Source organism: Alteromonas sp. ABE4_545, from assembly GCF_056161325.1.
Map to the genome: position 1 here is coordinate 87,262 of NZ_JBSWYY010000009.1, position 13,251 is coordinate 100,512.

Annotated in this window: 9 protein-coding genes; 7 read left to right on the forward strand and 2 right to left on the reverse strand. The window is 47.9% G+C overall.

What is annotated here, in order from left to right:
- Window positions 1-13: 13 nt before the first annotated feature.
- The gene (locus ACXAH6_RS10665; protein WP_474876670.1) at window positions 14-1,504 is read left to right on the forward strand and encodes a CoA-acylating methylmalonate-semialdehyde dehydrogenase; all 1,491 of its coding nucleotides are present in this window, start codon (window positions 14-16) and stop codon (window positions 1,502-1,504) included.
- On the opposite strand, the gene ACXAH6_RS10670 is transcribed toward ACXAH6_RS10665, so the two are convergent.
- Window positions 1,505-2,185 carry a Fe2+-dependent dioxygenase gene (locus tag ACXAH6_RS10670; RefSeq protein WP_474876672.1) on the reverse strand — a complete coding sequence of 227 codons (681 nt, stop codon included), beginning with the start codon at window positions 2,183-2,185 and terminating at the stop codon, window positions 1,505-1,507.
- Between the two features lie 9 nt (window positions 2,186-2,194).
- Window positions 2,195-4,471, reverse strand: a complete 2,277-nt coding sequence (locus ACXAH6_RS10675; RefSeq protein ID WP_474876674.1) for a TonB-dependent receptor — start codon at window positions 4,469-4,471, stop codon at window positions 2,195-2,197.
- A gap of 402 nt (window positions 4,472-4,873) precedes the next feature.
- On the opposite strand from ACXAH6_RS10675, the gene ACXAH6_RS10680 reads away from it, so the two are divergent.
- From ACXAH6_RS10680 to ACXAH6_RS10705, 6 genes are all read left to right on the forward strand, one after another.
- Window positions 4,874-5,725 carry a transporter substrate-binding domain-containing protein gene (locus ACXAH6_RS10680; RefSeq protein WP_474876676.1) on the forward strand — a complete coding sequence of 284 codons (852 nt, stop codon included), beginning with the start codon at window positions 4,874-4,876 and terminating at the stop codon, window positions 5,723-5,725.
- A 279-nt stretch (window positions 5,726-6,004) separates the two neighbouring features.
- A complete protein-coding gene (locus ACXAH6_RS10685) occupies window positions 6,005-6,508 on the forward strand; it encodes a sigma-70 family RNA polymerase sigma factor (RefSeq protein ID WP_474876677.1) in 504 nt (167 codons plus the stop codon).
- A 33-nt stretch (window positions 6,509-6,541) separates the two neighbouring features.
- Entirely contained in the window at window positions 6,542-7,564 is a 1,023-nt protein-coding gene (locus ACXAH6_RS10690) for a FecR family protein (protein ID WP_474876679.1), read from the forward strand.
- 254 nt (window positions 7,565-7,818) lie between these two features.
- Window positions 7,819-10,344, forward strand: coding sequence for a TonB-dependent receptor (locus ACXAH6_RS10695; protein ID WP_474876681.1), 2,526 nt, complete (start codon window positions 7,819-7,821; stop codon window positions 10,342-10,344).
- A 37-nt stretch (window positions 10,345-10,381) separates the two neighbouring features.
- On the forward strand, window positions 10,382-12,376 hold the full coding sequence (locus ACXAH6_RS10700; RefSeq protein WP_474876682.1) for a hypothetical protein: 1,995 nt from the start codon (window positions 10,382-10,384) through the stop codon (window positions 12,374-12,376).
- Window positions 12,377-12,610: 234 nt separating this feature from the next.
- Window positions 12,611-13,213, forward strand: coding sequence for a heme acquisition protein HasA (locus ACXAH6_RS10705; RefSeq protein WP_474876684.1), 603 nt, complete (start codon window positions 12,611-12,613; stop codon window positions 13,211-13,213).
- The last annotated feature ends 38 nt before the right edge of the window (window positions 13,214-13,251 follow it).

Consider the following 13,251-nt stretch of genomic DNA (forward strand, 5'->3'; position numbering starts at 1 on the left):
AAAAGGGAACACGATGAAAGTAGTTGGCCACTTTATTAATGGCGAAACCTGTACACCGGAAGGACGTTTACAAGAGGTGTATAACCCTTCAACGGGAAAAGCTGAAAAATTGGTGTTGTTGGCATCAGAATCAACGGTGTCAGAAGCAATTGCTAATGCGCAAGCTGCGTTTCCTGCGTGGCGCAATACGCCCGTGAATAAGCGCGCGCAAGTGATGTTTCGTTACAAAGCGCTGCTCGAAGAACACGCCGACACCATTATCAACCTGATTGGTCAGGAACATGGCAAAATTGCCCACGACGCGGCAGGTGAGTTACAACGCGGCATCGAAAACGTGGAGTTTGCGTGTGGCGCGCCTCAACTGTTGAAAGGGGAACACAGCAAAAACGTCGGCCCAGGCATTGACGCGTGGAGTGAGTTTCAACCCCTTGGTGTGGTTGCGGGGATTACCCCGTTTAATTTCCCTGCCATGGTGCCGTTGTGGATGTTTCCGCTCGCAATTGCATGTGGTAATACCTTCGTACTTAAGCCGTCTGAACGCGACCCAAGTTGTGCGATTTTCTTAGCGAAGTTGCTAAAAGAAGCTGGGTTGCCTGACGGTGTGTTTAACGTTGTGAATGGCGATAAGGTAGCGGTAGATACTTTGTTAACCGACGCGCGAATTAAAGCGGTAAGCTTTGTTGGGTCTACGCCGATTGCTGAATATATTTACGCGACAGCGAATCAACATGGCAAGCGTTGCCAAGCATTAGGCGGAGCAAAAAACCATGCTATCGTGATGCCCGATGCCGACGTAGACAATGCGGTTAATCAATTGCTTGGAGCTGCATTCGGCTCATCTGGTGAACGGTGTATGGCTCTGTCTGTCGTGGTGGCAGTAGGCGACAAAGTGGCCGACCAACTCGTAGATAAACTGCAAACGGCCATGTGCAATTTGAAAGTAGGGTCATTTGACAACCCTGACAACGACTTTGGCCCTTTGATCACCCAATCTCACAAGGGTAAAGTAGAAAGCTTTATTACTCACGCGGAACAACAAGGCGCCACCATTGTGGTAGACGGGCGCAACACCCAAGTTGTTGACCACGAAGAAGGTTTTTATGTGGGGGCGACCCTGATCGACCGCGTTACTCCTAAAATGGATAGTTACCAGGCTGAAATCTTTGGGCCAGTATTGCAGGTATTACGCGTAGACAGTATGGAAGCTGCAATGGCGCTGATCGATGATCACGAATACGGCAACGGTACTTGCATTTTTACCCGTGATGGCGAAGCTGCGCGTTATTTTTCAGACTATATTCAAGTGGGAATGGTAGGTATTAATGTGCCACTTCCTGTTCCTGTGGCATATCACAGCTTTGGTGGTTGGAAGCGCTCTTTGTTTGGCGATTTACACGCTTACGGTCCAGACGGCGTCAAGTTTTATACCAAACGAAAAACAATCACCCAGCGCTGGCCTTCTAGTGGTGTAAGAGAGGGTGTGAGTTTTTCTTTTCCCAGCTAGCTATAACTGAGCGTGTTTGCGTATCAGGTTATGGTAAACGTGATGCAAACTATCAAGTTGTGCTCGGGACACGGTGTCATTGTTCAGCAATTGCTGAATATTTTGGTCGAGTTCGAAAAGAATTTCGCGCATGTGGGTGTCGGCGACTAAGCTCTGCATCCACGTTATCGCGGCAAATCGAACGCCTGCCGTTACTGGCGTAACTTGATGCAAACTACTCGATGGGTAGGTAACGGCATCACCCGCTTGAGGTTTTACACGCTGCTCACCAAACTCGGTTTTTATAACCAGTTCACCGCCTTCGTATTCATCGGGTTCCGACAAAAACAGCGTCATTGACATGTCTGAACGCAAAACCTCTGATGACTGCGGCATACGCATAATAGATGCATCAACGTGAAAGCCGTAAGTTTCGCCTTGAGCATAGCGGTTGAAGCACGGAGGAAAGATTTTTTGAGGAAGAACGGCAGACACCAATTTTGGTGTCTCGCCGTATTTTGCTAACAGCGCATTGGCTAGCTGTTTCACAGTATCGTTACTGGCGTCTGCTTGGGCATTGTCTTTGACCGAAGCCGACATGCCCATAGCAGTGCCCTTACCATCTTGCCACGGAACTTGATCGAGGTGCTTACGAAAAATCGCCACTTCTTCTTTGCTAAGCAGTTGTTCGATCAAAACCATGAGTAATCCTTAAAACTGGTAAGTAACGGTTGCGCGGAACGATTGGCGATCGCCGATGTACATAAACTTCGGCGCGCGGTAAGTCGAGGTATAGTACTCTTTATCGAATACGTTACCAAGGTTTACCCTGACGGTTAGATCGTCAGTCATGTTGTACAACGCAAATAGGTTAACTAGGCGGTAAGACGGCACTTCCGGACCATTGGAGCCAGTATCAGGTTGTCCGCCAGTCATGCTGTCTTTGTAGGTAAAGTCACCACCAAATGCAAAGTCTTCGGTTAGCTGGTAACGAGCTTGTGCATAAAAACTCTTATTGGCAAACAACGCGAGTGGTAAACCGACACTGTCGGGGTTAGATGCTGATTTTAGAATTTCAGAATCCATTACCGCACCGTTAATTTGAATGCTTAGGTTTTCTGTTACCTGACCGTTGATGGCCAATTCCACACCTGTTACTTCATTTTTACCCGTGTTTAGTGCACCCGTAACATCATAACCTCGGCCAGAGCCTTCCATTACGTCATCTTTGGTCATCTTAAACGCGGCTAATTGGACAAACAAAGACTCGTCGATCAGTGACATTTTTGTACCAATCTCAAAGTTTTGCACATTCTCTGGGTCAGCTGCGGCATTGCCGTCTGAGTCGGTACATACACCGCCGTAACCACAGTTACCACCAACATCTGACTCACCGCCGTTAATATTGGAAGCAGTACCGTATGACGCATAAACGTTAATATCGTCTACCACTTCGTATACCAGACCTAAATGACCATTCACCAAGGTATCATCAAAGGCGTACAGTGCTTCACCACCGCGACCAACAGTGTCGTTGCTGTAGTCGTAAGCATCAACGCGAATACCCGCAAATACCATTAATGCATCAGTAACTTGGATGGTATCCATGACCGACAAGGCGCTCACTTCGTAGTTGTAATCTGCAGTAAAGTCGCCTTCGTAGGCGGCAGAACGATCGATAACCGTATTGAGGCCGTCAACAGCGTTGCCGTTTGCGTCTAACCCACAAAAAGTATTGCTAAGACCACCACGACCAGAAGCCCAGCAGTTTGCTATTGAGGCTGAACCTGTGTCAGCGTAACGACCATTAAGTACGGAGTAATCTGCGTACTCGGCGCTGAATAAGAGTTTGTGTTCTACTGAGCCAGTAGCGACGTTACCGAACACGTTGAACTGAGTAGCAAAGTGTTCAACATCCTGCCAGTTTGAGTGAGAGCCAAATGTAAAGGTGGTAAAACCATTGGTACCGTTAGTGGCATCTTCTTCAGTGGCATAACCTGTGGTTCCACCTGCACTGGTAGCAAGATAGCCGTTGTCTGTTTTGCCATAACGAGTGATGCTATAGATTTTCCAGTCGTCGTTGATTTCATATTCAACGCGTAAGGTTCCCGACAGCGCTTCAGACGTTAGAAAATCGCCTTTTTGTGCGTACACAGGAATGTCTTCAATAATGACATTGTTTACTGCGGTCGAGCCTAAATCAGGCACATCCTCGGCTTTGAGGTAATACACGTCGGCCCAAATTTTGGTTTTTTGCAGGTCATCGTATAGGCCAGACGCCAAAATGCCGGTACGCTCACGTTCAGCTCCATCGCGCTTGGGCGCATCTTCGGTGGCTGTCATAACATTGATACGCGTTGCGAAGTTATCTGACAAGGGGGTATTCACATCTACTGTGGCTCGTAGGTAGTTGTCGGTACCAAAACCCACATCGACACGGCCAAAGTCATAACCCAAGTTCGCTTTTTTGGTGATGCTGTTAATGGCGCCACCTGATGAACCACGACCAGCAAAGGTGGAGCTTGGTCCTTTGGTAATTTCGATCTGTTCAACCGAGAAGCTTTCACGAGTGTTCATACCAGGGTCACGTAAACCATCGACAAACACATCTGAACGCGCTTCGTGACCACGAATGATATAACGATCACCAAAGGCGTTACCGTTTTCACCCGTGCCCAAGGTCACACCAGCTTGCGTAGATAATACTTCTTTTAAGTCGCTACGGCCCATCTCTTCAATTTGGTCTTTGGTCAAAACTGTGATCGTTGCTGGGGTGTCAACTAGATCGGCGATACGACGTGCATCACCCGATTTTTTGACGTTGTAGATCGAGTTTCTTACGCCGTGGATCTTAATCAATTCAATGGCTTGTTGATCGTCATCCGCCGATTTTTTGTCATTCGGCGTCTCGTCAGCGTAAGCTGTTGAAACAGAGAGTGCTAGCGCGGTGAGCAATGCGCCTGAACCAAACTTTTCTTTGTTTGACATGGTGTTCCCTTTTCCAGTGAGAGGAGTTAAATGCTAATGAGAATTGAGTGCGCAGAGGAATGTAAGTGAAAATTATTATCATGTAAAGTTATGTCAGTAATAACAAAATCTTATTATTGTTGGTGAGTAAGGGGGGATATATGCACTTTTATAAATGAACGTATTGATTTTTAAAGATTTCCCTTTAATTGCATGGTTTTAGCTTAACTTGATCGATTCAGTTAAAAAGTAGACCAAAGTTTTACTGGTCTGATGTGTGGTTTTTTTGCGACTTTGTCGACTAAAGTAAGCGCTGAAAAGCGCTCAAAATAGTATCATTAGCAGAGTGGATTTTGTGTCCGCCAACGTTCCATCCGGTTGTTTGTTGCGATTGGATATGCATTTGAGAAGTAGGCTACCAACGTGATCAGTAAAATACGTACCTTCACAATCCTCCCTGCCATTCTAATTAGTTTGTCTTCATTGGCGAGTACTATGGTGATAGTGACCGATGACAAACAGTTTATTGGGGTGATGAATGAAGGAGAAGACGCGGCGTACATGCCTGAAAAAGTGTATGAATCAGCGCTTAAGGGGTTGGCGGTAAAAGCCATTTACCTTGCGTCGACACAGCGCATTGAAATGCTAATGGACGATGATGTGCCTATGTGCACACCCTATCGCCTCAAAACACCTGAGCGCATAGACAAATATAGATTTAGCCTCCCCACAGATGTGTTTGTTAATCGCACGCTTTACCAATATGTCGGAAGCAAGGCAATCGACCCGCGTTTTCTTAATCAGAAAGGCGAAGTAGCGAGCTTGTCCGCACTTATGGCCAGTCACGAAAACTACACGTTGTTGATTGGGGCTAGCCACTCATATGGCGCCGTACTCGATGCGCAGATCCAAAAGATCCCCGCGCAAAACCTCTACATACTCCACGGTTCTAATCCATACGATTCATTGTTGAACATGCTGATTCAAGGAAGAGTTGATTTTTATTTGTCTTATCCGTCGATCATCAATAATTCAGATATGGCGAAGTTGGTAAGAAGTTACACGATTGCAGAAGTGCCTCACTACGATGTGGGGTATTTGATGTGTAATCAGCACCCAGATAGTCTTGCCTTTCTTGAGCAGTTCAATCGGCAACTGCAAAAAATGTATGAATCGGGGGAGTTTGACGCCATTGCCCGTCAATTTCTGACTCCAGAAGAATACCGCCAACTCAAACCTGTTGTTGCATCTTTTCTGACTCTCAGCAAGCAATAGTATTTACTGCTGTTACTGTGCAGCGATTGCTGCGTGCCAACCTTCACTTTTTATTTAGCTGAATGCAAGCTGCAGGGGGTATCTGTGGCTTGCGTTATTGTCGAGTTACTTGTAGCTTGTATTTTTCGCCCAAATAAATGTGAATTTTTTAAGTTTTTTTAATCGAATCTGACTTCTTACTTGCACTTTTATTATTTAATTGATAATAATAATCATTCTTGATTGGGTGGTTGCTAACCCTAAACGGGTGATATTTAGCAAATAAGGGGCGCGGCGTTGGTGAATGAAAATACACTAAAAGTGATGTATGTCGAGCATCATGACTGGCTTTGGGGCTGGTTGCGGAAAAAGCTCGGTTGTGCTGAAAACGCGGCCGATTTAACCCAAGACACCTTCGTAAAGTTGCTGAGTGATAAATTTGACTTAAGCAATATCAAAGAACCTCGCGCATATTTAACGACAATTGCCAGCCGCTTGATTGTCGACCGGTATCGGCGCAAGAAAATAGAAGAAGCCTATTTACAGCGACTCGCGAATAGCGAGGCGGCCATGGCAACCGACTCGTCTGCGGAGCACGTTGTCAATACCATTCAAATGCTTGTGAGTATTGCTGAAATGTTAGAAGGATTACCAGAAAAACCGCGTACTGCATTTTTGATGAGCCGACTTGACGGCATGCGACACAAAGAAATTGCCGACGCCTTAGGCGTGTCTGTGAGTATGGTGAAAAAGTATATTGCACAGGCAATGGTGCATTGCTATCGAGTAGATGACGACGTGTAAATCACGTGTGTCGTTCAAACAAAGCAAAGGCTCATGGACAATCCTCACATTAACGCTCAACAACCCAGCAACGCCGCCATCGAGCAAGCGGCCTTTTGGCATGCCACACTGAACGACGAAGATGTGTCGCCTGAAGACATTGTTGCTTTCGAGCGCTGGCAACAAGCCGATGAACAACACTCCTTAGCTTACGAAAAAATGAAACGCGTATGGCATCAGTTTGACACCTTATCTGGTGATGAAAGCAAAGCCTCTCGCGCCGCATTACACGACGTATTGTCGCACCCGCTGAATGTGAATTCTGTAAAAAAATCGGCGGTCACACTGCTTTCCGTTGTCCTATGTTCACTGTTGGCCTGGCCGTTTTTTCATTCGGCTGACAGCCTTGACCATTCCGCGGCTATTGGCTCGCGCAGTGCATTTAGCCTGCAAGACGGTAACCACTTGTTACTCAACTCTGGTGCCAGCGTTCACGTTGAATATTCCGATGCGCAGCGCAGAGTTGTATTAGAAGAGGGCGAGGTGTTAGCGAATGTGGTCACGGCGCCTTCGCGCCCATTTGTAGTGGCAACCACCGAAGGAACCGCGATGGCACTCGGGACTGAGTACGCCGTGAGTTTGCGGGATGACATGATGCGTGTCGATGTTGTGGAATCGACAGTGCGTTTGTGTCTGCCCGGTGCGGGAGCTATCGACAGTACGCCTGCTTTTTATCAACAAACTAACGCTTGTGTGGTTATTCCTGCGGGTTATGCTGCGTCTATCCAACACGGCGAACTAACTCAACCATATCCTTCGCATTTTGGTGCGCTTGCCTGGACCCAAGGTAAACTTGTGGTTGAAGATCAAACCTTGGCAGCGGTGTTAACTGAGTTGTCGCGATACCACGATGGGGTGCTTCTGTTCGACAAAGATGCAATGGCGTCAGACAAAGTATCCGGTGTATTTTCAATCGACGATATTGCCCAAACCCTACATTTACTCGCCAATGATTATCACCTTCAAATAGACGACTATTGGGGTGACGTTGTAACTATCCGCAAAACCCAGCCCTAGAGCCAGTTAAATCACGGGCGACAGCCCTTGAAGATCAACGCCGGTGTAGGCCACAGACCGCTATGATCTGCGTGTATTACTACTGAGTTGTTGTTCTTTTTTCTGTGTTTTTTCATTAAATGATAAAAAATCGGTAGCTACTTTTTTTCTTTGCCCGTCATACATAATGTAACTTCATAAATCTAATTGAGAATCATTCAATGTTTTGTAGGGTAAGTAGTGCTTCGCCAATGGGGAAGGCGAGAAGACTTGGCGTGAGTCTTCTCGCCACATTTGCGTTATCGCTCTTCATTTGTAGCGGCGCTGTGCAGGCTCAGGCACAAGCGGAAAAAACAGAAAAACTGGCGTTTACTATTCCCGCTGGAGACTTGGGAAGCGTACTAAATCAGTTCGCTTATCACGCCAATATCGTGTTGATTTTCGACCCAGCCTTAACCAAAGGAAAATCGGTAGAGGGGTTAACGGGGTATTATTCAGCCGAAGAAGGTATGGCCATACTGTTAAAAGACACGGGTGTCCAAGCTGAACAAATTCAGCCAGGTCAGTACCGTCTCTTTGCCCAGTCGTCTTCTTTGCCTCGGCTTGAAGTAACGCCTGTGACTTCTGCCACTGATAGCGCAATTCAACTCGATACGCTAAAGGTGCAAGGGGGGCGAGAAATTTACCATCAGCCAACCGGTGATGCCGTCATCGAGACCGCACAATTGGCGCGAGTGACAGCGCGTAGTGCGTCTGATGTGTTTTCTGCCACGGCAGGCGTGCACACAGCGCAAAGCCGTCAGGAGCCAGGCGTTGCGGTAAACATTCGTGGCTTACAAGACTTTGGCCGCGTAAATATGATGATTGAGGGCGCGCGCCAGAACTTTCAACGCAGTGGGCACGGCAGCAATAGTGCGGTGTACATCGACCCACAGTTATTGGCTCAGGTGAGTATTAGTAAAGGGCCGTCATCCTCTGTCGGTGGTGCGGCGGTAGTTGGTGGTGTGGCTAATTTTAGAATGCTGGATACCGCAGATGTGTTGTCTGAAGGGCAAGACATTGGTGCCAAGCTAGGTGCCACAACAGGCACAAACGGGTATAACTTCTCCGGTTTTGGTGCTGTAGCCAAGCAGTTCGACAACAATGTGGATGTGGTGGCAGCGGTTAGTCGCAAATCGATTGGCGCTTTTGAAAAGGGCAATCACGGCGGAAATAGCGACAACACCGACAGCTATTGGCAAGGGGTGAGCCAGTTTACCGAGCAGGACCAATGGGCCGGGTTAGTCAAAACACGCTGGAAGATCAGCCCAACGCAAGATATTAAGTTTAGCTACATTGGCTTTTCTGCTGACTTTGCAGAAGGGAGTGACACAACCAATAGTGCCGAAGCCGAAAGTCAAAACAGTATTTACAATCACACCGCTATCGTCAGCTATCACTGGCAACCCAATGAATCACTCATCAATGTAAGTAGCAACCTGTACTACAACCTCACCCGCAATGACCAATATCGCGCAGCGTCGGAAGACGACGAATACGGTGAGTTTGCCGTGCAATATGAAACCAACACTATTGGCGGCAGTATGGTTAACCAGAGTCTGAAAGAGTTTTCTTCATCTGATCACAGTTTGCTTTCAGGCCTGCTAACGGCTTCTACCGGGCTTGAGTTTTTCTATGACTGGACCGATCCCCAAGCAAGCCAAGAAACCGAAGGCGATGGTGAAGTATCATGGTTTACCGGCCCAACACCGGAAGGTGAGCGCTGGATGGTTAGTACCTTCGCTAACGCTGAATGGAGTCACGATTCTGGGGCAGACCTGATTGTTGGCTTGCGTTATGACTATTTCTCGCTGGAAGGGGAAGGCGAAATGTATGTGGGGTCTGTGAGCAACCCACCGGGCGTACGCCCTAGCACAACGCGACTATTCACCAATTTTGCAGTGGCTCGACATCAGGGGTTTTGGTCGCCAAGTATCACATTGAACTATGAAATAGACGAAATTTTTCAGGTCTTTACGCGAGTGAGTCGGGGCGTGAGACCACCGGCGATTACCGAGAGTTTAATGTGGGGCATGCACGTGGGTAACGACTTCCCCTATTTCCCCAACCCAAGCTTAAAAGCAGAGCGTTCAACAAACGCAGAAGTGGGCGTAAATATGAATTACGCCGCGTGGTGGAATGCCGACGACCAATTCAGTGCCAAGTTGGTTTATTTCCATAACACCATGGACAACTTTATTGTTCAAGCACCAATTATGGGGCCTGCGGCAACCGACGGAAACAGTGTGAATGTTGCCTTTGTTAATTTATACGACGCTGTGACTTTCCGCGGGGTCGAGTTACAAGCCGAATATCGTACCCAACGCTTTTTCGCAGAAGCCAATGCGACCTACAACGATGTGGATCTTGGCGCGGGTGGATACGACCCATTCCCGTTAGGCAGTGTTGTTGGCTATCCGCCCACCGACTTAGGCGAAGCCAACGGGGGCGGCATGATCTACAACATGCCGCCGAAATACAAAGGGGCATTGAGCGTTGGTGTGTCGTTCTTCGATGCCACACTGGATGTAGGTACGCGTATTCGTGTTGAAAACAACGACGGACGCGGCGGTGACAGTTACGAAGACCTCGTGGATTGGACCGTGTATGACGCTTGGGTTAAATACCATTTTACCTCAGCCATGTCGCTGAATGTGTCTGTTGATAATCTCACCGATCTCAATTACGCCGAACTGAACGGCACTTCATATTGGGTTGCACCCGGTCGAACGGTGAGCGCCCGTTTTTCAGCATCATTCTAACGTTAACAATAAGTGATAGATAAAAAGGAGACCTCCCGTGTCAGTAAGTAAAAGGAACGTACCACAAGGTACGCAGCCAAATACCGCACTCCGCGCCAGTGCATTTTTCATTCTTTCAGCACTCAGCGCGTCGATGCCGGTTATGGCTGATGTAGAACTAGAGGTATTGCATCAGTTTAGCCTCGATTCAGCCAGTGGCACAGAAGGAGAGGCCCTAGGGAAGAATCCTCGATTACCACCTGTGTTTAACCCCGTAGACGGCAAGTTATACGGCGTGACGCCAGAAGGCGGCGTAGTGCAAGGCGGGTTTAGTGTTAACTATCGATTTACCCCAGGTGCAGAGACTAGCGATTACGAGTCAGCGTCGAATGCGATTGGTGTGATGGCTGGGTTCTTTCCGAGTTTAGCAGTAACCAGTGGCGGTACAGTATTGGGTGCGGCCAACCCTGTTTACGATGCTACAGTGGCGATGATGCTGCCCTTTTTCGGTTACACCGGGCCAGTTGCTGAATCGGGATTACTTTTTAAATGGAATGACGATGGCGACGTAGAGCAGCTGCTCAGCGATGTTGATACCGACAGCCTTTACGGAAGTCATTTTAGCTTGCGTGGCTTAATTGCCATTGATGCGCAAGATAACCTGTACTTCGGTGGGGGAAGTTCGTCTAGCACATCCGGCATGGCGTTATTTCGCTACACCAGTGCTGGTGCATTAGAGTTTTTGGCAGACTTTTCTCGCGAAGAATACATTATTAACGGCGGCGACGCTTACGTAAAAGGGCACCACCCTGGCGCTGTGATATTCAGTGACACAGACCAAGCGGTTTACGGCCTGGCAACACAAGCTTCCAGCAGCATTTCAGCCGGCGACCCTGCTCAGGTTGAAGCGGGTGACCCTGCAGGGACTTTGTTCCGCATTAATGCCACCGACTTTACCACCGATGGCTCAAGCACGATCGAAATCTTGCACACCTTCAGTGAATCGGTTGAAGGGGAAATCAATACGAATGTAAGTGAACAGCCTGCGTTGATTGAAGATGGTGAGTGGCTATACGGCACTACCAGCATAGCTTTGTGGCGTGTGAAAAAATCAGATCCAGAGAGTTTCACTGTGTTGCATCAGTTTGGTGTAGACGCGGGAGACGGTGATGACGTATTCGGCCCATTAGTTAAAGCCATCGACGGCAACATTTATGGTACGACAAAAGCGGGAGTGGCAACGGAAGATGCTGACCCAGCTGCTGCAGGTACCTTATATCGCGTAGTGATCGGCAGCGCAGATGACCGCAGCGACGATGTTTACGAGCAAGTTCATGCGTTTGATGAAGCCACACAAGGCTCTCAGCCTGTTGGTTTGTCACTTGGCGCGACGGTAGATGGTGCGCAAACGCTTTATGGCGCAACGAAAACTGGCGGCAGCGATGCAGATCTAGGTACGGTATACGCCTTCGAGGTTTACCAGCCTGGCACGCTCACAGTAAGTGTGGATAGCGCAGAAATAACCTTAGGTGATGCCGTTACCGTAAGCTGGAGCGGTGAAAACCTAGCGTCGTGCTCAATTGCTGAAGCGTGGTCAACAAGCACTGAAACCTCGGGTTCAGAATCTGTTACCCCGAGTGCGATGGGCACATCTTCATACTCAGTGACTTGTACCGACCTCAATGGCGACACTGTGTCAGACACGGCTGAAGTTAACGTGTTGGCCGTACCCGGCACATTGAGTTTGTCTGCTGATGCAACGTCTATAAAGCGTGGGGACAGTGTGACGCTCACTTGGTCAGGCGAAAATCTTGCGGCGTGTACTGCGTCTGATGCGTGGTCTGGCGACAAGGAAACCTCAGGTACTGAAACTCTGACACCAGATGCGGTTGATGAGTACAACTACACCTTAACGTGTACCGACCTTAACGGCGATGAAGTATCACAGAGCGTTTCCCTTGATGTAACAAAACGCAGTGGCGGTTCAATGGCTTACTTATTGGTAATGCTGCTTGGCGTTTCAGTGCTTCGAGTGGGGCGCGCGCGCAAGTAATACAAGCAAATTCAAAGCACTGCATTTTTTCAGCCGAGGAAGTGCAGTGTTGTTGATGAGAGGTAGCAAGGCGACAGCAATACGCTTTTTGCCAATTACCGCTGACACACCTTAGCCATGGAAAAGTGAATAGCCGTTCAGCGAGTATTGACCAATTAGCAAGGAATGTAAGGACACACGCTATCAAGCCCAATACCTATTTTTTTTAATTATTTACGATAGGAATTAACACGTATGTCAGTAACAGTAACTTTCTCTGATACCACCACATTTAGCACGTTAGAGGCATTTTTCACCGATTACGCAGACGTTGTTGGTGACGCCGATTACGAAGCTAACTCAGGTACGTTTGCAGGTGAAGAAGACGATTCACCTTTGGTAGATACCGGCTTTTGGGGATCACTATTTACTTTCTCAGGTACTCAATATGCGTATGAGTCTGGCAATGACGACCAAACTTATGGGTTTATTATAGAAACCACCGAAGGTGAATATCTTAACTACACATTCTTCTCTGCACCTACGCATACCATTTATGGCGAAATTGCTTCAATTACCTTTGGTACAGGCTTAGTGGAAAGCGATGGTGAATACAGCTTCAGTGAAGAAATTGTCACTATTGATGGGCTAGATACCGTTGGGCTGAATGCGGGTATTGATGAAAATGGTGATGTGATTAATCGTGGCGAAGGTAACGATACCCACGAAATCATTGAAGAATTGCAAAATGGTGATTCTGACGCCTTATTGGCTGCTATCGGAAGCGATTACAGCGTGGATTATGCAACGACCGTTGGTGTTGCCGAATACACTGATGATGCCTTAATCGCCGCATAACGTTGGCAACCTGCCGCCTGTAAGGGGGGCAGGTTTTT

Excerpts from the sequence above, each read along its gene's own strand:
- ACXAH6_RS10690 (WP_474876679.1), top strand. The coding sequence starts at position 6,542 with ATGGACAATCCTCACATTAACGCTCAACAACCCAGCAACGCCGCCATC.
- ACXAH6_RS10670 (WP_474876672.1), bottom strand. The coding sequence starts at position 2,185 with ATGGTTTTGATCGAACAACTGCTTAGCAAAGAAGAAGTGGCGATTTTT.
- ACXAH6_RS10705 (WP_474876684.1), top strand. The coding sequence starts at position 12,611 with ATGTCAGTAACAGTAACTTTCTCTGATACCACCACATTTAGCACGTTA.
- ACXAH6_RS10665 (WP_474876670.1), top strand. The coding sequence starts at position 14 with ATGAAAGTAGTTGGCCACTTTATTAATGGCGAAACCTGTACACCGGAA.
- ACXAH6_RS10675 (WP_474876674.1), bottom strand. The coding sequence starts at position 4,471 with ATGTCAAACAAAGAAAAGTTTGGTTCAGGCGCATTGCTCACCGCGCTA.